This is a genomic window from Rheinheimera riviphila, from assembly GCF_004005945.1.
Lineage (GTDB): Bacteria > Pseudomonadota > Gammaproteobacteria > Enterobacterales > Alteromonadaceae > Pararheinheimera > Pararheinheimera riviphila.
This window is the reverse complement of the sequence record NZ_SACS01000032.1, coordinates 1-22,181: the sequence shown is the minus strand read 5'-3', so window position 1 is coordinate 22,181 and position 22,181 is coordinate 1. Positions and strand designations below refer to the sequence as shown.

Genomic DNA, 22,181 nt, shown 5'->3' with positions numbered 1-22,181 from the left:
ACTCAGTTTGGATGTAATCTGGCAGCTATCTGCTGCATCGCAGCCACAGCTTTGGTGTCCATGCCGCGGTTCATCAGGATAATAAAACCGTCTTTGCTGGTCGGATCAAAATACATGGCGGTAAAAACCCCTAAATCTGACCCCATATGACCAGTGAGGCCCATGCTGTTATCGCGCCAGAAAAAGCGCTGGTTGTCGGAGATGGCCGGATCAAGCTGCAATTTAAACATTTCCTGATACATCGCTTCCGATAATAACGGTTGTCCGTTGCGGTCCTGATTGTTCAGCACGCCAACCAGAAACTGGCTTAACTCCAAAATGCTGCTGCGCATACCGCCATCCGGATATTGTGGGTTGCCAAAATGCGGGTAAGCTTTGAAATTTTTGTCGGCAGCCGGTGGGTTGATATAACGGCTAATGAGCTCATTGAATACCGGCGATTCGGTGTCGGCGCAGCTCAGCCCGGCGATTTGTGGCAAATACGGCACACATTGTTCAACTTCATAAGGTACGGCGATGTTGTTCAGTGGCAAGTCGTGTAACAGCCAGCTGCTCTGCGTCATCGACAAGGATGGAAATAACTGCTGTTTACTATATTGCGCCAGCGACAGGCCGGTGCTTGCTTCCACCAGATAACCGGCTAAGCCTGCCGCCAGGTTGCTGTATTGACGTTGAGTCGCCGGTTGGTGCGCCAGAAAATGTGCGCCTTGCTGATAGTTGCTGCCGTCCGGCAATAACAAACTTTTCAGATGTTGTTCCAGTGATATCGGCGAATCGCGATTTTCGGCGTAACTCCGGATGTCGTAATAGTCAGCAATACCGGATGAATGACTGGCTAGATGGCGTAAGGTAATTTTTTCATTTTCGGTATGCGGATTATCTATTTTAAAAGGAAGGTAGTGATTAATATCCTGATCTAAATCGAGTTTACCCTGTTCGACCAGCTGCAGCAGCACCAGCCCCATCATAGGTTTACTGATTGAAGCCAGGTTAAACAACGTATCTTTGGTCACCGGCATATCAGTTTCAACATTAGCTTTGCCATAAGTTTGTAAAAGCACGGTCTGGCCATTTTTAATCCGGGCTATGGCAAGGCCGGGAATGGCCGCTTCAGTCATCAACGCCGGAATAAACTGGTCGAGTTCGGTGAGGTTCTGACTCAACGGCTGCTGGGTTGGCAATAACCACCAACACACCCCAACAGCCACGACCAACGTGCAGACGATCCCAATTATTTTTTTCATTATTCCCTTCCTATTGGTTAAAAGTTGGGAATAAAGCAAGTTGTAGTCCATCTCGGGATTTTGATTAACGTTATGATATTTAAAGGTAAGTCTAGAGAGGCTGCATAGGGGATAGCGAGAATCGTCAATTTTTAGCGAAATTAGGCACTAATAGACCTGCATGAGCCTGTTTGCGAACAACCTGAAGCAGAAAAAAATCTGCCGCGAAACCGTAGCGCAAGTAACATTTTGTGACCTGCGCCATGAGATTGGATTTAGTCAGCTGCATGGTGTTAAATAATTGCTTCAATATTTGGAAACGTTTAACCTTTGCCGCTTGAACTGTTGCCTGTTTCGTCATATTTGGACTGTATTCAGCAACATCATGAGCGAAATTGCAATAGCGGCAGAAGCTGCAAAAGGAGCTTTGTGAATGGAAGATATTGATACTAAAAGGAAGGAAATGGATACGCAGCGCGAGCAATCTGCTAAAACGCTGACCTCGGTACTTTATGCTTTGTATGCGCTGTCTTTTTTATCCGGCATCAGTGGTGTGGTGGCAATCATTATTAACATCATCAAAAAATCCGAGGTGGAAGGTACTTTTCTGGCAAGCCATTTCCGCTGGCAAATCAGAACTTTCTTGTTTAGCGTGTGCTGGACCTTGCTTGGGTTTGCGCTCTTTTTAATGGCTGCCGGTGTCAACGGGGTGCCGCTTTTTGTAGCTGGCATTTTGCTCATCGCGACCAGCACCATCTGGTTTATCTACCGGGTGGCAAAAGGCTGGTTATACCTCAATGACAATAAGCCAATGTACCGAAGACAAGATCGTCACGGCCTGCATCGGGATCCTTCAGAGCGGTCAGACCGCCACAGATTGCGCCGTTAGTACCAATTTTTGGTGGCGCCAAGCGGCGGAAAATGCGTATTCTGTAACTCTGCTTAGTTACGCCATTTCTGGAGCACAAATTTTGTTCATTGGTGAACTATCAAAATTAACCGGTGCCACGCCAAGGGCGATCCGGTTGTACGAAACCCTGAAATTATTGCAGGTGCGTCGGCACGGTCAGTATCGGGTTTATGATAAGTCGCATGTCGAATTTGTGCAGCTGATTAAAGAAGCGCAGAGCCTGGGCGTGTCATTGGCGGAAATGCAACACCTCAAGCGTGGTGCGCAGGATTTGGATTGGGTGGCGCTGGATCAGTTGCTGGCACTAAAACAGGCTGCAGTTGCGCAGCAAATTATCCAGCAACAAGCTGAATTGCAAAGGATTAAGCACTATCAGCAGTTAATAGCTGCTTGTGTGGCCAAGGGGCTGAATCAGTGCGAGCCGAATAGCTGACAGCATCAGCAACTTTTTCTACCTGATGCTGACGATTTAATACCTGTTTCAAACTGACACTTGACTCTGACCTTAGGGGCAGGGTTTAGCATGACCATCTTCTACAGATGGAGTCATTCAATGAAAAAAGTGTTAGTGATCAATGCCAACCCTAAATCACGTAGTTTTTGCAAACTGATGGCAGAACAGTATGCGGCAACTGCCGGTACCAAGTGTCAGGTCACACTGGTGCACCTTTGCGAGTTACAGTTTCAGGCCGATTTGAGTCAGGGTTACGATGAAAAGCAGCCGCTGGAACCTGATTTAGCGCTGTTTCAGCAACAACTGCAGTGGGCCGAGCATATTGTACTGATTTGCCCGGTGTGGTGGGGTGGCATGCCGGCCAAGCTCAAAGGTTTATTCGACCGCGTATTGCTGCCGGGTTTTGCCTTTGCCTATCAGCCTGGCAAGATGATCCCGGACAAACTACTCAAAGGCCGCACGTCAGAGCTGTTGTTGACACTCGATACGCCGGTGTTCTGGTACAAATGGTGGCAAGGCAATCCACTGTATTTTCAGCTCAGCCGCACCATTCTTGGTTTTGTCGGCATTAAAAACCAAGCCAGCCATTATTTTGGCCCAGTGTTAACTGCCGATGCTGCGAAACGTCAGCGCTGGTTGGATAAGGTGCAACGGCTGGCGGCGCGGTGATGTCCTCCATTGACTCTTTTAAGTCTGTGGGATCTTGCCCCGTGTCCCACAGTCGAAAATTAAGTAGCTATTTGAGTTGGAAGTGACAACCATCGTCCATCAGAACAACGGGGGCAAGTCTTGCTTTTGGCCTTTTCTGGTCAGATGGCAAAAAGCAAGACTTGATAATCATCTAGCCTAAACGGCCTTCGACGGCCTCCTCGTTAATAGCTATTTTTTGATTGCTGTCGAAAAAATCTATTTCCAAGGAGGCCGTATGAAATTGTATGTCGGTATTGATCTTCATTCCAATAATTCGGTTCTGGTTGTGCTGGATGAGAACGATAAGATCATTTATTCCAAACGTTTACCTAACGATGAGCAGGTTATTCTCGCAGTGCTTGCCATGTATCAACCACAGATTGAAGCGATTGCGGTCGAGTCTACTTACAACTGGTATTGGTTGGTCGATGCTTTGCAAGGTGAAGGGTACGAAGTCCGATTGGTCAACACTGCGGCCGTGGTTGTTTATGACGGCCTGAAATACAGCGGGGATTTTGGCGATGCCAGGCATTTGGCTCATTTGCTGCGAATGAACCTGTTGCCCTGCGGTTATATTTATCCAAAAGAAGCCAGGGCGTTGCGGGATTTAGCACGTAAACGCTCGCAGCTGGTGCAATCATTAAGAAGTGGACAGCAGAGCATATCGCAGAGTTGGCCTTGCTGCCTGAGCAGCAACTTGCAGTGCGGGCAAATTGGATGGTGATGCAATCGCTTGAACAGCAAATTCAGACGTTAGAGGCTGAATTAAAACGCCAACTAAAGCCCTGTAAAGCGTTTCAACTGCTCAAAACAATATCAGGTGTCGGTGATATTCTTTCAATGACGATTTATCTGGAAACCGGCGATATTCAACGGTTTGAAAGTTGTGGCAACTTTGCATCCTATGCCCGCATGGTTAGCTCAAAACGTGAGTCTAATGGCAAGAAGAAAGGTGAAGGCAATCGCAAATGTGGTAACCGTTATTTGTGCTGGGCGTTTATGGAAGCAGCACACTTTGCGATTGCTTCGGATGAATTGATCAAGCGTTATTACCAACGTAAATGCGCGAAAAACTTAAAGGTGGTGGCAATGAAAGCTGTCGCTCATAAACTTGCCAGAGCTTGTTTCAACATATTAAAAAATGGGGTGGAGTTTGATGTGAAACGCGCATTTAGCTGAGTTTACTCAGCGTAGCTGCATCAATTGGACAGGCAGGAGAACAGAGGGTTTTCTGGCGCTACAAGTAGCCAGGGGTCGGACGAAGTCAGTCCACAGCCTTGATCCTGAAGGGTGACTGGAGCGATAAATCGGTAACCACCAATGAGAACTAAAATGCGACGGTAATAGGTCAGCAAGGGGAAAAAAGACGCGCACTTTGCAGTGCGCGCGGGCTCGTAATTGCTATTGACACTGGAACGGCTAATGGGTGACCCCAATTTTTCCATGACAACTATGGCTGCGTCCGTATATGTCTGGTTTTCTGCTTATGTTGGGTAAAGGAAAAAATGCTTCAATAATATGAAAGCATGCGCTAATCTAATTTTGTTTTTGAAATTTTTTTCACCGACGCTTCAATGGTTTAAAAATGAGAACAAGCAATATTCGACACCATAAAATTGATTAAAGAGAGCCATTTATGAAAAAAGCAATCAACAAAATATTACTTGCAGCTATTTCAACGCTATTATTTCCTTGTCCACTGTTAGCTGGTAGTGGTAGTGCAGTTGTTTCACACTGGTCGGCAACTGATTCTACGCTACGACCTACTCATATATATATATCTAATATTAATGATAATCCTGTCAATGTAGCGGTTACATTTTTTGATAAAAATGGGAACAAAGTGACTGCACCTGTTTATGTCAATTTTACTAATGCTAATACTACGTTGGCAGCAAACAGTACCGGTTATATAACAATACAGTCCGCCAGTCTTAACTACGGTTATGCTGTGATTAATTGGCAAGACCTTCCAGAATATGACAACTCGGTATCACTTGTAGCTTATGCATTACGAATTGTATCGAACACTTCGAGCCAAAATGGCAATGCTAGTATCCAAATTAATAATGGAATGCCTTTCTAGAGCACCATGACGTTTAAAAAATGAACAGAATGAGTGACTGAGAAGTATGCATGCAAGGCGGGAAAATTGAGCAATAGTTGTTTTATTGCTCAATTTAACCAACGCCGAATACGTCATTTTCAGGCGCTCTCGGGGGCCTTGGCAAAATACCCTTATCCTTCGTTAAATTCCTTCGGTCTAGTTCACTAAACCTACAGATATTTGCCTCGGCTGAGCGCTATTTTGCCAACAAATCGCGGGGTCAAGTCTTGCTTTTGGTCTTTTCTGGTCTGATGGCAAAAAGCAAGACTTGCCTCCATTCTTTTGCGCAAGCATCTGTTTTTAAATGAAAAATGTAGGGCGGACTCAGCCGCAGGCTAGTCCGCCGTCAAGCTGGTCAGCATCAAATCACCAACTGGCGTACTGCCGCTGATGCGGCGAGTAGCGCCCTACGCAAGCATGTGCTTTTAAATGAAAAAAACCTCAGCCCTCAGTCATACTCAGCCCTCCCAAAGTACCCAGCATCCAAAACGCCAGCGCTGTTCTTGCCATGATTGACTCTCTTTGTGTCAGCAGCCAATGTACCCAGCAGTGGGGGTCAAGTCTTGCTTTTTGCCTTTTATTTTCAAGCATCTGTTTTTAAATGAAAAATGTAGGTCGGACTCAGCCGCAGGCTAGTCCGCCGTCAAGCTGGTCAGCATCAAATCACCAACTGGCGTACTGCCGCTGACGCGGCGAGTAGCGCCCTACGCAAGCATGTGCTTTTAAATGAAAAAAACCTCAGCCCTCAGTCATACTCAGCCCTCCCAAAGTACCCAGGATCCAAAACGCCAGCGCTGTTCTTGCCATGATTGACTCTCTTTTTAGCCGTTCCAGTGTGTCAGCAGTGGGGGGCAAGTCTTGCTTTTTGCCTTTTATTTTCAAGTATCTGTTTTTAAATGAAAAATGCAGGGCGGACTCAGCCGCAGGCTAGTCCGCCGTCAAGCTGGTCAGCATCAAATCACCAACTGGCGTACTGCCGCTGACGCGGCGAGTAGCGCCCTACGCAAGCATCTGCTTTTGAATGAAAAAAACCTCAGCCTTCAGGGTCATACTCAGCCCTCCCAAAGTACCCAGCATCCAAAACGCCAGCGCTGAGTTTTCCATGATTGACTCTCTTTGTGTTAGCAGCTAATGTATCCACAATGTAGTAACGTATTGCACAGAGGATTGGTATGTTGACCCATGTCAGAAAAATAGGAAATTCCGCTGGCACCATTATTCCGGCGCCGTTGATGAAAAAACTCCAGCTGCAAGAAGGCGATATGGTGTCGATTGCCGAGCAGGATGGCAACATTATCATCAGTCCGGTTAAATCCAGGCCGAAGTATCAGCTTGCTGACTTGCTGGCACAATGTGATCCAACGGCGCCAATGCCAGAATCACTGCAAGAATGGGATCAGGCTACAGCGGTAGGGAATGAAATCTGATGGTGGTGTTTCAGCGGGGAGATATTGTCGAAGCCTGTTTAAACCCAACTTCAGGTCAGGAAATGCAAGGCGAAAGTCGCCCTTGCTTGGTATTAAGCCCGGTAGCTTTTAATAAACTTGGCCTGACCTTTATCGCCCCAATCACCCAAGGCGGCAACTACGCCCGAATTGCCGGTTTTGCTGTCACCTTGATGGGCACTGGCAGCGTCACTCAAGGCGTGATCATCGCCAGTGGTTTACGATCCGTTGATCTAAACGCCCGGCATGCCCGACTGATTGAAAAGGCTCCGGCCGCCGTGGTAGAAGAAGTATTGGCGATTGTGGCGAGTATTTTGGAGTAGGTGTAGGCGCCATTGGATAGGTTTTACCCCTGACCACAGCTTGAAAATGTAAGTTTCTTGCAAACGACATCTTGCTTACAAATAATAAAAAAGGCGACCCGCAGGTCGCCTTCTATCATGTTCAATCAATCTTAATTATTAATAACCAAAAGCTTACAGTGCTGCGATTTCCGCCTGCTGTGCCAGTAACTTCACAATTGCCGCTTCTGCATCCGCCAGTTTTTCACGCTCTTTTGCAAGAACCGCTTCCGGTGCTTTAGCAACAAAACCTTCGTTGGCCAGTTTACCGGCAACCCGCGCTGCTTCTTGCTGCATTTTTTCCAGCTGTTTGGCAATACGGGTCAGTTCAGCTTCTTTATCAATCAAACCTGCCATTGGGATTAATAAATCCATGCTGCCTAACAGCTGCGCGGCACAAGCTGGCGCGGTATCGACGGTGCTTAGCACTGTGATGCTGTCGAGCTTGGCCAGATTCAGCAATAAAGCCTGGTTTTGCTCTAACCGACGGCTGTCTTCTGTTGATAAATTACGCAGTAATAACGGCAATGGTTTGGTTGGCGCTATGTCCATCTCACCGCGGATATTCCGGATGGCGACGATAAAGTTCTTCACCCATTCGATATCCGAAGCGGCGTTATCGTTGACCAGCGTCGTGTCACTTTCCGGATAAGCCTGCAGCATAATGCTGTCGCCTGCACTTAAGTCAGTGCGGATCATCGGGGCCACACGCTGCCAAATCTCTTCGGTGATAAACGGCATAATCGGGTGCATCAGGCGTAATAACGATTCCAGCACCGTCAGCAGGGTGTGGCGGGTGCCACGTTGCTGCGCTTCATCACCTTTAAATAACACCGGTTTGGTCAGTTCCAGGTACCAGTCGCAGAACTGGTTCCAGGTGAATTCGTACAGGGTATTGGCAGCCATATCAAAACGATAGCTATCCAGATACTGGCGGAACTGCGCGACGGTTTGCTGGTATTGGCTTAAAATCCAATGGTCCGCTAACGACAGTTTCATCTCGCCGGTACTTTCACCAGTAGCTGCCACGCCACAATCTTTACCTTCAGTCATCATGGTGACGTAACGGCTGGCATTCCACAGCTTGTTACAGAAGTTGCGGTAACCGTCTAAGCGTTTCATATCCCAGTTGATATCACGGCCAGTCGAGGCCAGCGCGGCTAAGGTAAAGCGCAGCGCATCGGTACCACAGGCATCAATACCTTCCGGGAATTGCTTTTTAGTCTGGTTGCCGATTTTTTCGGCCAGCTGCGGCTGCATCATATTGCTGGTGCGTTTAGCCAGTAAATCGTCGAGGCTGATGCCGTCAATCATATCCAACGGATCGATAACGTTGCCTTTAGATTTTGACATTTTATCGCCGTTTTCGTCGCGGATGAGGCCGGTGACATACACGGTTTTAAATGGCACTTGTGGCTTGCCGTTTTCATCTTTGACAAAATGCATCGTCATCATAATCATCCGGGCAACCCAGAAGAAAATGATGTCAAAACCAGTCACCAACACATCGGTCGGGTGGAAGGTTTTTAAATCTTCGGTATTTTCCGGCCAGCCTAAAGTCGAGAACGTCCACAACGCTGAGCTAAACCAGGTGTCGAGCACGTCGTTGTCCTGACGCAGCGCGAAATCAGCGGCTAAACCATGTTTAGCGCGCACTTCGGCTTCATCACGACCAACATAAACTTTACCGTCATTGTCGTACCAGGCTGGAATGCGGTGACCCCACCACAGCTGACGCGAAATACACCAGTCCTGAATGTCGCGCATCCAGCTGAAGTACATGTTTTCATATTGTTTTGGTACAAACTGAATGTCACCGTTTTCGACCGCTTCAATCGCAGTTTTCGCCATCGGCGCCACACGCACGTACCATTGGTCAGTCAGCATCGGCTCAATGACTACGCCAGAGCGGTCGCCATAAGGCAGGGTGTTGGTCAGTGCTTCGATTTTGTCGAGTAAGCCAGCGACATCAAAAGCAGCAACAATAGCTTTACGCGCGGCATAACGGTCAAGACCCGCGAGGTCTGTCGGAATTGGTGCGTTGAGGTTCGGGTTTTCTTCACCATTGGTAAAGAAACACTCGCCTTCACTGCGAATGGTGGCGTCTTTGGTCATCACGTTGATCATCGCCAGCTGATGACGTTTACCAACTTCGTAGTCGTTAAAGTCATGCGCCGGGGTGATTTTGACACAGCCAGAGCCTTTTTCTTTGTCAGCGTGCTCGTCGGCGATAATCGGAATAAGACGATTCACCAACGGCAGCAAAATTTCTTTACCAATCAATGACTGATAACGTTCATCATCCGGATTTACCGCAACTGCGGTATCGCCGAGCATGGTTTCAGGACGGGTGGTCGCAACCACTAAATAATTTTTACCATCGGCAGTTAAAGCGCCATCGGCCAGCGGGTAGCGTAAGTGCCAGAAATGGCCTTGTTGTTCTTTGCTTTCTACTTCTAAATCAGAAATAGCCGTATGTAATTTTGGATCCCAGTTCACCAGGCGCTTGCCGCGGTAAATCAGGTCGTCTTGATAGAGGCGGACAAACACTTCCTGCACAGCGTTCGACAGGCCATCGTCCATGGTGAAACGTTCTTTTTCCCAGTCGACCGAGTTGCCTAACCGGCGCATTTGCTCAGTGATAGTGCCACCGGATTCAGCTTTCCATTCCCAGACTTTTTCAATAAAAGCGTCGCGGCCCATGGCGTGGCGATCCGGTTTGCCTTGCGCGGCTAACTGACGCTCCACCACCATTTGGGTGGCGATACCAGCGTGGTCAGTACCGACTTGCCACAAGGTGTTTTTACCTTGCATCCGCTGGTAGCGGGTCAGGGCGTCCATAATGGTTTGCTGAAACGCGTGGCCCATGTGCAGGCTGCCGGTGACGTTTGGCGGCGGGATCATAATGCAATAAGCGCCGTTTGAATTGTCACCTGAAGGTTTGAAGTAGCCTTTACTTTCCCAGGCCTGATACATGGCCTGTTCGATTTGACTTGGGTTAAATTTCGTTTCCATTTCGATACCTGTTTCAGCTGGCCTGGACGGTTTGTGGCGTCACACCTAGCTGGCGATAATGTTTATACTTTTGCCGGGCGATATCTTTATCAGATTCCGCTTGGGGCACAAATTCGATGATTTGACTGAACCGGTTGACAAAAACCGGCACCGTCGAAGTTAAATTGATGAGCACCTGACGACTATTCTTGGGTGGCAACCAGCTGATTTCAATGGGAGCACCCCGGGCAGGGCCTTCGCCAGCCAGGTTATGCGGCACAAAACTGTGCGCATCGAACTGCCATAATACCTCATCCAGCTGTTCAGCGTCTTGCTGATTTGTGCAGTACACAAACACCTTTTGGTTGTTGCGATAGAAGCCAGCGCATAATAAACAGGCCTGCCAGACCATGGGTGGAACGGCATTTTGTACTGCATTTGGTTCGGCATTGGCCGGATCAGCAGCGACTGGCAGATAAAACTGTACTTGCATCAAATGGCTTTCCTATTTACTACATCAGTAGCGGCAGCAGGCTAAAAACAAAACTGGCCAGGAAGTCCGGGCCAGTTTATTTTAGAGTAAGCTATCCAAAGTCTTTCGACCTCAGAGCATCACAAATCTGCCGTTGCTTAACTCTCCGGATGCAAACCTGCCCGGTTAATTAAAAACTGCGTCAGCATGGCAACAGGCCGACCCGTCGCGCCTTTGTCTTTACCGCCACTGCGCCAGGCAGTGCCAGCGATGTCGAGATGCGCCCAGTTGTATTTACGGGTGAATTTCGACAAGAAACAAGCGGCAGTGATAGTACCGGCGGCGCGGCCACCTAAGTTGCTGAAATCGGCAAACGGGCTTTCCAGCTGATCGTGGTAATCATCCCACAATGGCAGACGCCAGGCGCGGTCACCACTTTGCTCGGAAGCGTTCAGAATTTCATGCGCCAGCGGATTGTGATTACTGAGTAAACCAGAAGCGTGTTTGCCCAGGGCAATCACACAAGCACCGGTTAACGTTGCCACGTCAATCACCACATCCGGGTCAAAGCGTTCGACGTACGTCAGCGCATCACAAAGCACCAACCGGCCTTCGGCGTCAGTGTTTAACACTTCAACCGTCTGACCTGACATGGTGGTGAGGACATCACCAGGGCGATAAGCTTTACCGTCCGGCATATTCTCGGCTGCGGCTAACACACCAATCACGTTCAGCGGTAAACCCAGCGTGGCGACGGCATTCATGGTACCAAGCACTGAAGCGGCGCCACACATGTCGTATTTCATTTCGTCCATCGCATCACTGGGTTTGATGCTGATGCCGCCGGTATCAAAGGTTAAACCTTTACCGACCAATACCACTGGCGCGCTGTTATCCATCGCACCCTGGTATTTAATCACCGCCATTTTCGCTTCGTTGTCCGAGCCTTTGGCCACGGCTAAGTATGAATGCATACCCAGCGCGGTCATTTCGGCCACGCCTAATACTTCAATGCTCAGTTTGTCGGTGATGCTATGCAGACCAACCGCTTGCTCGGCGAGCCAGGCCGGGGTGCAGATATTCGGTGGCATATTGCTGACGTCTTTGCATTGTTTAATGCCGGCAGCAATGGCCAGGCCATGTTCCACTGCTTTTTCGCCGATGGTTAAATCGCGACGAGTTGGTACATTAAACACAATTTTGCGCAGCGGACGGCGGGTTTCGTCTTTTTTACTTTTCAGCTTATCAAACACATACAGGCAATCCTGGGTGGTTTCCACCGCGTGACGGACTTTCCAGTAAGTGTCGCGACCTTTGACGTGCAGTTCAGATAAAAAGCACACCGCTTCCATCGAACCGGTTTCGTTTAAGGTGCTGATGGTTTTGGCAATGATTTGGCGGTACTGACGTTCGTCCAGTTCACGCTCTTTGCCACAACCGACCAGCAACACCCGCTCGCTCAGCACATTCGGGACATGGTGTAACAACAACATCTGGCCGGGTTTGCCTTCCAGATCGCCGCGGCGCAGCAGGTTACTGATATAACCTTCACTGATTTTATCTAATTGTTCGGCCACCGCAGATAACCGGCGTGGTTCGTACACGCCAACTACAATACAAGCACTGCGTTGTTTTTCCGGACTTCCGCTTTTAACGCTGAACTCCATGTCAACTCCTGATTCTAAGAGACGATGGTCGGGATGATACAAGCTTCAGCCCAGTTATACCCTTCATCCTTGAAGTTGCAGGGTTGTTGCCTTCGTTTGTTCGCCCCAGTCACATAGAACAGCTATGCTCCTGGGGTCTCACTCACTTGTCGCCTACCTGCATCTTCAATGATTTTGGGTATAAGGTTTAGTGCGCTGATAAAAAAGCTCGGATTTCACCGGACTTTAGTCGATAATAATTGCTATAAACATCCAGTTTACTTAAAAATTGTCAGGGTGCCAGTAAAAAGACTGGTTTTTGGAGTGCATTTTGATTGTTTTTCGCTATTTGATTGGTGAAGTGTTTAAATCTCAGCTGGCTGTGTTCCTGATCTTAATCACCATTATCTTAAGTCAGCGCTTTGTGAAAACTCTGGCCGACGCCTCTGAGGGCGAGCTACCGGCGCAATTAGTGTTAGAGCTGGTGGCGCTGAAGCTACCGCAGATGGCGATCCTGATCTTACCTTTAGCTGCATTTTTAGGCGTTTTGATTGCTTACAGCCGGATCTACGCTGAAAGTGAGATGACAGTGCTGCATGCCACCGGCATCAGTGAATGGTATGTGGCAAGGGTGACTTTGGCGTTATCGATGGTGATTGCGCTGGCTGCCGGTGCTTTAACCCTGCATTTAAGCCCCTGGTCGGCCGAACGCGAATACGAGCTGATGGAAAAGGTTTCTTCTGATCCCGGGCTGGCAACGCTGATCCCTGGCCGTTTCCAACAAACTTCCAATGAAAAAGCGGTGGTGTTTGTCCATGACATCAGCCGCGAAGGCGATACTTTATCCAAAGTTTTTCTGGCGCAGCAAGCCACCGAAGAAGGTGGTCAGCACTCGGTGGTGTACGCGCAAAGCGGTACCGTGACGGAAGACGCCAGTGGCGCGCAGCGACTGGTGCTGAGTAATGGTCGCCGGTATGCTGGTGCTGTGGATGCGCCGCAATATGACGTGCTGGAATTTGGCCGTTACGATTTGCAGATCCGCGAACAACAAGTCGAACAGCGTCGGCGCAAACTGAAAAGTCTGCCCACTGCTGAACTGATGCAACAACAACTTCCCGAAGCCGTTGCCGAATTACACTGGCGGATGGCCATTCCGCTGTCTATTCCATTGCTGATGATGCTGGCGGTGCCGCTGAGTAAAGTGAATCCGCGGCAGGGCAAATTTGGCCGGCTGTTACCCGCTTTGAGTGTGTTTTTAGCCTATTACATTCTGCTGATCGTTGGCACCAATATGCTGCAAAGTGGCAAATTACCACTGGCGTTTGGTCTGTGGTGGGCGCATGCACTGGTCTTGCTACTGGCGGTTGGACTGCTCCTGCAAAACCGTGCCGGGGCACAGCGGTTAAAAGCGCGGATTTTTGGCCGGGGTGAACATGCTTAAAATTTTAGATATTTATATTGGCCGCAGTATCTTAACCACGTCGGCGTTGTCGTTAACGGTGTTGTTGGCGTTGTCTGGGATGTTCCGCTTTATCGATCAGCTGCGGGTGGTTGATCGCGGCGATTACACCATGCTGGCCGCCGGGATGTTTAGCTTGTTCAGTATTCCGGGCGATATCGTGTTGTTTTTCCCGATGGCGGCTCTCATCGGTGCTTTGATTGGTTTAGGCATGCTGGCCAGCAGCAGCGAGTTGGTGGTGATGCAGGCGGCCGGGATGTCCAGGCTTAATATCATTAGTTCGGTGATGAAAACCGCCTTGTTAATGATGGTGCTGGTGATGGTCGTTGGCGAGTGGGTGGCGCCGGCTTCGGAGAAATTTGCCAGGGAACTGAAAACCAAAGCGATTTCCGGCGGTAACTTGTTTGCGGCGCAGCAAGGGGTTTGGGCCAAAGACGGCGATGATTTTGTCAATATCAAGCAGGTTTCCGACAGCGGTGATTTAAAAAATATCACCATCTATGAATTTTCACCGGATTTGGTGCTGCAAGCGGTGGTCAACGCCAAAGCGGCAGTGTTTGTGGCGGGCGTCTGGCAGCTGGAGCAAGTCAGCCGTTTGCATTTTCGTGATGACAAAGTCGAGCAACATCAGTGGCCACAACAACGCTGGCGCTCTAGTTTGACGCCGGACAAGTTAGGGGTGGTGAGTGTGAAGCCGGAGTTGTTGTCGTTACAAGGTTTGAATAGCTATTTAGATTATCTAAAAAGCAATCAGCAAGACAGCAGCCGGTATCAGCTGGCATTTTGGCGTAAAGCGACCCAGCCGCTGACGATTGTGGCGATGATGCTGATGGCGTTGTCGTTTATTTTCGGGCCACTGCGCAGTGTCACCATGGCCGCGCGGGTGCTGATGGGCATTCTGACCGGTTTTGGTTTCTGGATGGCCAATGAAGTATTCGGCCCGGTGGCTTTGGTTTACCAGCTACCGCCGGTGCTAGGCGCGATTTTACCCAGCGCCTTGTTTATTGGCTTGGCAACTTATCTGATGCAGAAAAAATAACGGTTAATCCCTTTATTGGTTTTTGCCCTGATAAGACTCGACAATTTGTTGGTACTTGCCGTTTTGTTTGAGCTGGTCGATGGCCTGTTGTAAGCGATTGGCAAGTTCGATTGGCACGGCGTGATTTAATGCCAGAAAATTGTTCCCGGTGGTATTAAGCTCAATCACCGGTACCGCTGTTTCGGCGGGTAGCTGATGGCTGGCCAGCCAGCTTGGGATCACGATGTCGGATCCGATCACTAAGTCTACTTTACCTTGTATAAATAACGGGATAGGTTCTGATTTGCTACGAAATTCAATCAGGTTTTTCCCGTACTCAAAGCCCTGCGATAGTAAAAACTCTTCATAAACATCGCCATGCGCCACGGCGATGGAAAACTGTTTCGCTTGCTCCAGGGTTTTAGCTGCGACTTCAGGCCTGGTGGCCAATCGGTACAAATAAGCTGTGGACGAGGCAATCGGGCCCACCCATTGGAATAACGGCACTCTGGATTTGGTTCTGGAGATAGTAAAAATGCCGCTGGCCGGGTTCTTCTGCGCTAACTCCATCGCACGTAACCATGGATAAAGTTGCATATCACATTTGATGTTAGCGATGACGCAGGCCTGCGTCAGGATGTCGGCGTTGATACCGCGAATAGCGCCATTTTGTTCAAAATTGTAAGGTGGGAAGTGTTCGGTATAAAACGTCAGCCGGTCGTCCGCAGTGGCGTGTGCACTGCCGAAAAGCAACAAGCTGCAAAAAAGAGTGAATGCTAACCGCGGCATAACCAACCCACTGAATGCTGACAACTGGCAATATGCCAGAGTCAGCGCGGGATACAAAGCTTTTGTACAAAATAAAAGCAGTGGTTAAGGTTGCAATCGGATCCGCAACAAATAACTGCTGGCGGTAATATACAAATATTTCCGATCCAGACTTAACCCAACATTGGCTGCGGCCACGCCGGTTGCGATGGTGCCTAAATGGGTGCCATCGGCGCTAAATACCCAGACACCACCGGGGCCGGTCGCCAGAAGATGACCTGACGGCAGCACTTTTAAACCATCCGGTAAGCCGGGTTGGGTTTTAGCAGCTGCTGTTGCATCAAAAAACAACGTCGGTTCGCTGCTGCCATCGACGGCAAACTTCCACCACTGTGCAGCTTTGGGGTCCGAGTTCGCTACATACAGCCATTTTTCATCCGGTGACAATACCAGGCCGTTTGGTCGACTCAGCATGTCACTGATCAACTGCACTTTTCCTTGTGCATCCAGCCGATAGACGCCGTTAAACTTCAGCTGTTTTTGCGCCGATTTGTCGCCACCGGTTAAACCATAGGGTGGATCAGTAAAAAAATACGACTGATCGCTGTGCTGCACCAGATCGTTGGGGCTATTAAATTGCTGCTGTTCAAAATGGCTGATTAAGGTTTGATAGTGCGGTTGTTTGCCTTGTTGCTGGTTATCTGAGCCGCTGATTTTTTCCAGAATAGCCAAGCGCCGATCACCATGTTGCGCCAGAATCAGCTGCTGTTTTGAGTTAAAAATCAGGCCGTTAGCGCCTTCTTTTAAATTCGGCTGCTGATCAAGTGCGGTGTAGCCGGAAGGTGATAGATACAGGCTGACCCCGTTTTTTTCGCTGTAGCGCCAGACTTTATTCGCTGGGACATCGGAGAATAAAATATCGCCGCTACCAGGCTCGGCTACCGGACCTTCGGCCCAGCGAAAACCTTCGGCCAGAATTTCCAGCTGTGCGTCTTTTGCGACAATTTGCTGCATCTCCGGGTGCAGGCTTTTCACCGGCGTGGCAGGAATGGGGCTGGCTGTCGTTGCTAATAAACCTGCAGCGAACAGACCAAACAAGCTAACTGACATCATGATTGCTCCTCAATTGAGCGCCCGAGCTTAGCATTGCTGTTGCTGAACTGGTAGCGCTTTCAAAATCCAAATCAGCATAAAGTCCGTCTCAGAAATTAAACAACATCACACCCAAACCCACACTATGCTGACGGATATTGTAATCGAGCAAAGTTTCACCATAACCCGAGAACAACTGTAAATGCCAGCGCAGACCGTCGAGCTTGGCTTCGTCAACCGGGTAGGTCATATCCAGCTGGAACGAACCCTGACTTAAATTGGATAAGTCGTTGCGCCAGACCAGCATGGCGGTGGCAGCGCCAGGTAACCAGGTGGCAGTCAGTTCATGGCTACCGATATAGTCGATTAAATCGCGGTTATCATCTTCTTCCAGACTTTCCGGGATCCGCTGGTGATAACGCCAATTCAGGCCAAAATTGCCTTTATCCAGCGCCAAACCACCATAGATTTTATTCCAGCTACGCGACAAAGGGTCGCTTTGGCCGTTGGATTGATGCGCCACGCCAAACTGCAACATCCGCACCCGCCAGCCATCACCAAGCTCGCCAAAACGTTTTGCCACCGGCACCACGTAAATCAGTTCAGGTTGATAATCGGTGCTACGAAACGGCGCCGAATCAGTGTGATTCCACAGTTGCCACATCGAACGCTGGGTAAACGCAAACCATAAATCGGCGCCAGGCAGCAACAGGCCGGTGGCGAGTTTGGTGCGTAACGAGATTTGCAGTTTGGATTCCAGCGCTTTGTAATTGTCATTGCGCGGGCCATCAGGTTTACCCGGTGTGCTGGGTTGGCGATTGAGATTGGAGGTGTAATGCACCGGTAAAAAGAAACTCGGCAGGTAAGTGCGAAACACAAACCGGTCACGTTTTTCGTCGGGCGTGAGTTCCCAATATTTATCCAGCACTGTCGCAACTTCAACGCCTTCAGCGGCTGCTGCATCGGTGCGGCTGCTGTTCACAGTAGCCAGCGAATCGGCGGCGATGGCGTTTTGGGTTGGCTTCAGCTCGATGTCCGTTTCAGCGGTGCTGGTTGCTTCGGTCGCATCCACACCAAAAATCCGGTCATAACAAGCCAACCGCTGGGCCGGATCCGCCGTCTGTTGGCAACTGCTGACATCTTGCGCCAGTAGTGAAGGGGTAAAACCGAGTGCTGACAGCGCGAAGGCAAAGTGGATCCACAACTGCTGTGGCATAAAACGTCCCTGAGTTGGTGAAAATCTGGTTGATTGTGGCAGATTTCGAGGTGCTTAGGTTAAAAAACATCCAGGATTTCAACGCTGATCAATCCTGCTTTGCAGATACTGCAGTAATAACTTCAGCCCGGCTTTCATATGAGTACGGTGCGGGTACACCAGATGCACTGGCAGCGGTGCTGGCATAAAGTCGGTCAGCACCGGCACCAGTAAACCGGCCTGAATTTCGTCTTCCACCTGATAACGGGTGACAAACATCAGCCCCATCCCATTGAGCACCGCAGGTTTAGCGGCTCGGTTGCTATTGGTATGCAGCGGGCCGCGGGTTGGTACTGTGATGGTTTTGCCCTGTTCCAGAAACTCCCAGAACTTTTCCGGGCCAGAACTCGCGGTCGAGATACATTGATGCTTGGCTAAGTCGTCCGGATGTTGCGGAATGCCATGGGTTGCCAGATAGCAAGGCGAGGCCACCAGTACGATGGGTAAACGGGTGAGCGGCCTGGCGATCAGACTGGAATTGGCCAGTTTGCCAAAACGAACGGCGACATCCACTTCATCGCCGACTAAATCGACCAGCCGGTCTTCCAGCACCAGTTCGACCTGTAATTTCGGATGACGTTGCAGGAACTCCGGCAACAACGGCGCTATCACGGTGCCGCCGTAAGTGATAGCGACGCTGATGCGCAAGGAACCGACCGGCTCGTCTCTGAGTTCCGCCAGATGATGCTCTGCTTGATCGGCCTGTCGCACCACTTGCTGGCAATAACTCAAAAAGGCCTGGCCTTCAGCGGTCAGCTTTAATTGACGGGTGGTACGTTGCAGCAGCCGCACCGCCAGATGTTGTTCCAGCCGGGCGATGGCTTTACTGGCCGCGCCTTTGGACATCATCAGCGCAGCCGCCGCCTGGGTAAAACTGCCGCTTTCCACCACTTTGGCGAAAATGGCCATATCACTGAGTCGTTGCAGAAGTGACAAGGTATGTGTTCCTGATTAACCAAGCAAATAGCGAACCTGTTCGCCAGTTTACCAAAATAAACGCGGGTTGATTGTTTCCCTTTGGAAACAAAGTATCGCGGCGAAGGTGGCTAATCAACTGCAAATCGCAGCACTAGAATGGCGGCTCGTCAGCAAATGACGCCACCAGACAAGGAGCGCGACCATGTTTTTCCAGATCCTGTTTACCATCGTCAAAGGTTTGTTAGAAAACGAAGGGCATGTGATTGATAAGGCGCGCCAAGAACCTGCACCGGCACCCGTTTGCTGCACTGAACCTGGTTGCGATGCTCCGAAGGCATAGGCTGAACTTTTACGCCGAAGATTTTTCCGCAGCAGGGCGCAGTAAACGCCAGCACTTGCACAGCAGTGGCCACAACAACCACTGACAAATCATCGAGATCATTGCCAACACCGTGGCGACGCCTGTCGGTAAGATTGCACCGAAGGCAAAGGTCATCCCCAGCGCAACGCTGAGAAAATATTCGGCGCGATAAAATGGCAGAAACACCGCGGCTAGCAGTAAACCCTGAAAGATCAGGCCGGTGATTGTTGATTGATCAAGTTTAAAACTGACCATCAACGCCACACTGGTGCAAAGTACCGCCAAACCACCGAGCAGTGCTTTTTTCCCGGCATTGGCATCCTTCGATAACGCCAGTCGTTTCGCTAAAGTGCCTAATAAAAACCAGGCTAGCAGTGGCAGTAATAAACCCCAAAGATTGGAAATTTCTGGTAAATCAGCACGGTTCAGAATGTGGTGGCTTTGAATACCGCCTTGAAAGTATTCCAACCCTAAATGCAGCAGGATAAATGCCAGTACGAATAACGCGCCGATAAAACGCAGTTGATTGGGGCGGGTGGCGGACATTGGTTCAGTTCCAAAGCAAACGAAGATGCTTTGACCATAGAGGTAATCTGCTGTCAGGACAATCATTGTCATGGGTTCATTTGTATCAAAATATGCGCTAAAACATAACTTTGCTCCTCTGATGTAGCGTGCATCAAGCGTCTTTCGTACACTCGATTTGCAACCGCGGTAATCCAATCGACACCAACACAGTCGCAAACAAAAAGCTGCTGGAGATCCACAAACAAGCGCTCAGCCCATAGGCTTGATAAACCCAACCAGAGAGTAAAGTACCGATCAGGCGGCCCATCGCGTTGGCCATATAATAAAAGCCGACATCCAGCGACACGCCATCACGACCGGCGTAACTGACAATCAGGTAACTATGCAAGGATGAATTAACCGCGAACACGGCGCCAAATAGCATTAATCCGCCAATTAACCAAAGCAGTGGCGCACTGGAATAGGTAATCGCGACGCTAATCAGCAGTGGAATAGTGCACAGCAAGCTGGCCCACAGTAGGGCGGTTTTGCCATCGGGTAGTGTTTTCGGATCAGAACCAGCGCCAGGGTTGTTGCTTTTGCCACTACCGGTAATCAGCGGCGCGATACTTTGCACCAATCCATAACCAATCACCCACAACGCTAAAAAGCTGCCCACTTCAGTATGGCTCCACTGAAATTGGCTGGATAAATACAGTGGCAGGGCGATGACAAACCAGACATCGCGGGCGCCGAATAAAAACATTCTTGCGGCTGATAACTGATTAACGGCGCGGCTTTTCGAAAGTAAGTCTTTGAATTTTGGCTTAAAGCTACTTTTGCCCAAGTCCTTTTTCAGGAGGAGCTGACTGCTAAGCCATACCAGAGCTAACAAACCAGCCATGCTGGCAATAGCGCCGGTAAAGCCCCACAGACTCAACAACAAACCACCCAGGAAAAAGCCAACGCCTTTGAGCGCATTTTTCGAGCCGGTTAAAATCGCCACCCACTTGTACAAAGCGCCTTGGGCTGACTCAGGCAGTAACAATTTCAAAGAGCTTTTGGCACTCATTTTGTTTAAGTCTTTGGCAATACCGGACAACGCCTGCGCCGCCATCACCCAAATCACCGTTAGCCAATCGGCCGGCACCAATAACATCAGCAGCGCCGAAACCTGTACAAACAGACCGATATTCATGGTCTTATTCAGACCCAACCGCGCGCCGAGCCAGCCGCCGACTAAATTGGTCACCACCCCAAAAAACTCATAAAACAAAAACAATGAGGCAATCGCCAATGGACTAAAACCCAGGCTGTAAAAATGCAGCACAATCAACATGCGCAGCGCGCCGTCGGTCAGGGTAAAAGCCCAATAATTGCCGGTGACCAGCAGATATTGTCGGATGTCTGAGTTGAGTGGGGTCATCGGATTAGCAACTTATGATTGAGGCTGGTCGGCTATACCGACTAGTTTCGCCAATTCAACTGTGCGATTGGCGTAACCCCATTCATTGTCGTACCAGGCGTAAATCTTCACCTGAGTGCCATTCACCACCATCGTCGACAGCGCATCAATAATGCTGGAACGGGGGTCGGTTTTATAATCGATGGACACCAGCGGCCGCTCCTCATAACCCAGAATATGCAACAGCTCATTCTCGGAAGCGGCTTTCAGCAGCGCATTCACTTCGGCGGCGCTGGTGCTGCGCTCGACTTCAAACACACAGTCGGTTAACGAGGCATTGGCCAGCGGCACCCGCACCGCATGGCCATTCAGCCGGCCTTTTAGTTCCGGGAAGATCTCGGTAATGGCGGTGGCAGAGCCGGTGGTGGTTGGGATCAAGCTGCTGCCACAGGCTCTGGCCCGGCGTAAATCTTTGTGCGGTGTATCCAGGATCGACTGGGTATTGGTTAAGTTGTGAATGGTGGTGATAGAACCATGTTTAATACCGAGTTTTTCGTGAATGACTTTCACCACCGGTGCCAGGCAATTGGTGGTGCAGCTGGCGGCGGTGACAATCCGGTGTTTTGCGGCATCAAATAAATGATGATTCACGCCCATCACCACGTTGAGTACACCGGCTTCTTTCACCGGTGCGCTGACGACCACCCGTTTTACGCCTTGATCCAAATATGCCTGTAACTGCGCTGTGCTTTTCATTTTGCCGGAGCATTCGATGACCACATCACAGCCCGACCAATCGGTGTCGTTGATGGCTTTGTTGCTGCTGACGTTGATTTGTTTACCCAGAATTTGCATGAAATCGCCAGTATGGCTGACATCATGATGCCAGCGGCCGTGCACCGAATCAAAATGCAGCAAATGGGCAAAAGTTGCGGCGTCAGCAGCCGGGTCATTAATCTGCACAAATTCAAATTCCGGCCAGTCAAAAGCCGCGCGCAGAGCCAAACGACCGATGCGGCCAAAACCGTTAATACCTACTTTGATGGTCATGTTCAATCCTTAAAGAATGTTGGTTTTTTTATTTCAATAACGACCATTCAACAACTCCGGCGCACT

At 49.6% G+C, this 22,181-nt stretch carries 21 protein-coding genes and 1 pseudogene; 10 read left to right on the top strand and 12 right to left on the bottom strand.

Annotated features, from left to right (window positions below; translation table 11 throughout):
- Window positions 1–2: 2 nt before the first annotated feature.
- Both EOE67_RS19285 and EOE67_RS19280 read right to left on the bottom strand, forming a co-directional pair.
- Window positions 3–1,244, bottom strand: a complete 1,242-nt coding sequence (locus EOE67_RS19285; RefSeq protein ID WP_164852441.1) for a serine hydrolase domain-containing protein — start codon at window positions 1,242–1,244, stop codon at window positions 3–5.
- Window positions 1,245–1,368: 124 nt separating this feature from the next.
- A complete protein-coding gene (locus EOE67_RS19280; protein ID WP_127701041.1) occupies window positions 1,369–1,584 on the bottom strand; it encodes a hypothetical protein in 216 nt (71 codons plus the stop codon).
- 72 nt (window positions 1,585–1,656) lie between these two features.
- On the opposite strand from EOE67_RS19280, the gene EOE67_RS19275 reads away from it, so the two are divergent.
- From EOE67_RS19275 to EOE67_RS19245, 7 genes and pseudogenes are all read left to right on the top strand, one after another.
- Window positions 1,657–2,112, top strand: coding sequence for a DUF4870 family protein (locus tag EOE67_RS19275; protein ID WP_206099672.1), 456 nt, complete (start codon window positions 1,657–1,659; stop codon window positions 2,110–2,112).
- Between the two features lie 82 nt (window positions 2,113–2,194).
- The gene (locus EOE67_RS19270; protein WP_127701039.1) at window positions 2,195–2,566 is read left to right on the top strand and encodes a MerR family transcriptional regulator; all 372 of its coding nucleotides are present in this window, start codon (window positions 2,195–2,197) and stop codon (window positions 2,564–2,566) included.
- Window positions 2,567–2,686: 120 nt separating this feature from the next.
- Window positions 2,687–3,256, top strand: a complete 570-nt coding sequence (locus EOE67_RS19265; protein ID WP_127701037.1) for an NAD(P)H-dependent oxidoreductase — start codon at window positions 2,687–2,689, stop codon at window positions 3,254–3,256.
- A gap of 256 nt (window positions 3,257–3,512) precedes the next feature.
- Window positions 3,513–4,456 (top strand): annotated as a pseudogene (locus EOE67_RS21175) (IS110 family transposase).
- Window positions 4,457–4,913: 457 nt separating this feature from the next.
- Window positions 4,914–5,363 carry a hypothetical protein gene (locus EOE67_RS19255; RefSeq protein ID WP_127701036.1) on the top strand — a complete coding sequence of 150 codons (450 nt, stop codon included), beginning with the start codon at window positions 4,914–4,916 and terminating at the stop codon, window positions 5,361–5,363.
- A gap of 1,196 nt (window positions 5,364–6,559) precedes the next feature.
- Entirely contained in the window at window positions 6,560–6,811 is a 252-nt protein-coding gene (locus EOE67_RS19250) for an AbrB/MazE/SpoVT family DNA-binding domain-containing protein (RefSeq protein WP_206099671.1), read from the top strand.
- On the top strand, window positions 6,811–7,152 hold the full coding sequence (locus EOE67_RS19245; RefSeq protein ID WP_127701032.1) for a type II toxin-antitoxin system ChpB family toxin: 342 nt from the start codon (window positions 6,811–6,813) through the stop codon (window positions 7,150–7,152). The genes EOE67_RS19250 and EOE67_RS19245 overlap by 1 nt, the downstream gene beginning before the upstream one ends.
- 153 nt (window positions 7,153–7,305) lie before the next feature.
- Here EOE67_RS19245 and EOE67_RS19240 read toward each other — a convergent pair whose 3' ends face one another.
- From EOE67_RS19240 to pepA, 3 genes are all read right to left on the bottom strand, one after another.
- A complete protein-coding gene (locus tag EOE67_RS19240) occupies window positions 7,306–10,185 on the bottom strand; it encodes a valine--tRNA ligase (protein WP_127701030.1) in 2,880 nt (959 codons plus the stop codon).
- Window positions 10,186–10,198: 13 nt separating this feature from the next.
- Entirely contained in the window at window positions 10,199–10,657 is a 459-nt protein-coding gene (locus EOE67_RS19235; RefSeq protein WP_127701028.1) for a DNA polymerase III subunit chi, read from the bottom strand.
- Window positions 10,658–10,794: 137 nt separating this feature from the next.
- The gene (gene pepA, locus EOE67_RS19230; protein ID WP_127701026.1) at window positions 10,795–12,303 is read right to left on the bottom strand and encodes a leucyl aminopeptidase; all 1,509 of its coding nucleotides are present in this window, start codon (window positions 12,301–12,303) and stop codon (window positions 10,795–10,797) included.
- 310 nt (window positions 12,304–12,613) lie between these two features.
- On the opposite strand from pepA, the gene lptF reads away from it, so the two are divergent.
- Both lptF and lptG read left to right on the top strand, forming a co-directional pair.
- On the top strand, window positions 12,614–13,723 hold the full coding sequence (gene lptF / locus EOE67_RS19225; protein WP_127701024.1) for an LPS export ABC transporter permease LptF: 1,110 nt from the start codon (window positions 12,614–12,616) through the stop codon (window positions 13,721–13,723).
- A complete protein-coding gene (gene lptG / locus EOE67_RS19220; protein WP_127701022.1) occupies window positions 13,716–14,780 on the top strand; it encodes an LPS export ABC transporter permease LptG in 1,065 nt (354 codons plus the stop codon). The genes lptF and lptG overlap by 8 nt, the downstream gene beginning before the upstream one ends.
- A gap of 12 nt (window positions 14,781–14,792) precedes the next feature.
- Here the strand turns inward: lptG and EOE67_RS19215 are convergent, their stop codons facing one another.
- The 4 genes from EOE67_RS19215 to EOE67_RS19200 form a co-directional block, all read right to left on the bottom strand.
- Window positions 14,793–15,512: a substrate-binding periplasmic protein gene (locus EOE67_RS19215; protein ID WP_164852440.1), complete on the bottom strand. Its 720-nt coding sequence runs from the start codon at window positions 15,510–15,512 to the stop codon at window positions 14,793–14,795.
- A gap of 120 nt (window positions 15,513–15,632) precedes the next feature.
- Complete coding sequence (locus tag EOE67_RS19210) at window positions 15,633–16,640, bottom strand: SMP-30/gluconolactonase/LRE family protein (RefSeq protein ID WP_127701018.1); 1,008 nt, start codon at window positions 16,638–16,640, stop codon at window positions 15,633–15,635.
- Between the two features lie 88 nt (window positions 16,641–16,728).
- The gene (locus EOE67_RS19205) at window positions 16,729–17,835 is read right to left on the bottom strand and encodes a phospholipase A (protein WP_127701016.1); all 1,107 of its coding nucleotides are present in this window, start codon (window positions 17,833–17,835) and stop codon (window positions 16,729–16,731) included.
- A gap of 78 nt (window positions 17,836–17,913) precedes the next feature.
- Window positions 17,914–18,810, bottom strand: a complete 897-nt coding sequence (locus EOE67_RS19200) for a LysR family transcriptional regulator (RefSeq protein ID WP_127701014.1) — start codon at window positions 18,808–18,810, stop codon at window positions 17,914–17,916.
- 184 nt (window positions 18,811–18,994) lie between these two features.
- On the opposite strand from EOE67_RS19200, the gene EOE67_RS20585 reads away from it, so the two are divergent.
- Window positions 18,995–19,132, top strand: coding sequence for a hypothetical protein (locus EOE67_RS20585; protein ID WP_164852439.1), 138 nt, complete (start codon window positions 18,995–18,997; stop codon window positions 19,130–19,132).
- Between the two features lie 9 nt (window positions 19,133–19,141).
- Here EOE67_RS20585 and EOE67_RS19195 read toward each other — a convergent pair whose 3' ends face one another.
- The 3 genes from EOE67_RS19195 to EOE67_RS19185 form a co-directional block, all read right to left on the bottom strand.
- Window positions 19,142–19,699 carry a hypothetical protein gene (locus tag EOE67_RS19195; protein WP_127701012.1) on the bottom strand — a complete coding sequence of 186 codons (558 nt, stop codon included), beginning with the start codon at window positions 19,697–19,699 and terminating at the stop codon, window positions 19,142–19,144.
- Window positions 19,700–19,832: 133 nt separating this feature from the next.
- Window positions 19,833–21,086 (bottom strand): organoarsenical effux MFS transporter ArsJ, encoded by a 1,254-nt coding sequence (arsJ, locus tag EOE67_RS19190; protein WP_127701010.1) that lies wholly within the window; start codon window positions 21,084–21,086, stop codon window positions 19,833–19,835.
- A 12-nt stretch (window positions 21,087–21,098) separates the two neighbouring features.
- The gene (locus EOE67_RS19185) at window positions 21,099–22,115 is read right to left on the bottom strand and encodes an ArsJ-associated glyceraldehyde-3-phosphate dehydrogenase (protein WP_127701009.1); all 1,017 of its coding nucleotides are present in this window, start codon (window positions 22,113–22,115) and stop codon (window positions 21,099–21,101) included.
- Window positions 22,116–22,181: the final 66 nt, after the last annotated feature.

Bases quoted from the DNA above. Each gene is read 5' to 3' on its own strand.
- EOE67_RS19240 (WP_127701030.1), bottom strand. From the start codon at position 10,185: ATGGAAACGAAATTTAACCCAAGTCAAATCGAACAGGCCATGTATCAG.
- EOE67_RS19235 (WP_127701028.1), bottom strand. From the start codon at position 10,657: ATGCAAGTACAGTTTTATCTGCCAGTCGCTGCTGATCCGGCCAATGCC.
- lptG (WP_127701022.1), top strand. From the start codon at position 13,716: ATGCTTAAAATTTTAGATATTTATATTGGCCGCAGTATCTTAACCACG.
- arsJ (WP_127701010.1), bottom strand. From the start codon at position 21,086: ATGACCCCACTCAACTCAGACATCCGACAATATCTGCTGGTCACCGGC.
- EOE67_RS19275 (WP_206099672.1), top strand. From the start codon at position 1,657: ATGGAAGATATTGATACTAAAAGGAAGGAAATGGATACGCAGCGCGAG.
- EOE67_RS19255 (WP_127701036.1), top strand. From the start codon at position 4,914: ATGAAAAAAGCAATCAACAAAATATTACTTGCAGCTATTTCAACGCTA.
- EOE67_RS19195 (WP_127701012.1), bottom strand. From the start codon at position 19,699: ATGTCCGCCACCCGCCCCAATCAACTGCGTTTTATCGGCGCGTTATTC.
- EOE67_RS19210 (WP_127701018.1), bottom strand. From the start codon at position 16,640: ATGATGTCAGTTAGCTTGTTTGGTCTGTTCGCTGCAGGTTTATTAGCA.
- EOE67_RS19245 (WP_127701032.1), top strand. From the start codon at position 6,811: ATGGTGGTGTTTCAGCGGGGAGATATTGTCGAAGCCTGTTTAAACCCA.
- pepA (WP_127701026.1), bottom strand. From the start codon at position 12,303: ATGGAGTTCAGCGTTAAAAGCGGAAGTCCGGAAAAACAACGCAGTGCT.
- EOE67_RS19205 (WP_127701016.1), bottom strand. From the start codon at position 17,835: ATGCCACAGCAGTTGTGGATCCACTTTGCCTTCGCGCTGTCAGCACTC.
- EOE67_RS19280 (WP_127701041.1), bottom strand. From the start codon at position 1,584: ATGACGAAACAGGCAACAGTTCAAGCGGCAAAGGTTAAACGTTTCCAA.
- EOE67_RS19265 (WP_127701037.1), top strand. From the start codon at position 2,687: ATGAAAAAAGTGTTAGTGATCAATGCCAACCCTAAATCACGTAGTTTT.
- EOE67_RS20585 (WP_164852439.1), top strand. From the start codon at position 18,995: ATGTTTTTCCAGATCCTGTTTACCATCGTCAAAGGTTTGTTAGAAAAC.
- EOE67_RS19285 (WP_164852441.1), bottom strand. From the start codon at position 1,244: ATGAAAAAAATAATTGGGATCGTCTGCACGTTGGTCGTGGCTGTTGGG.
- EOE67_RS19185 (WP_127701009.1), bottom strand. From the start codon at position 22,115: ATGACCATCAAAGTAGGTATTAACGGTTTTGGCCGCATCGGTCGTTTG.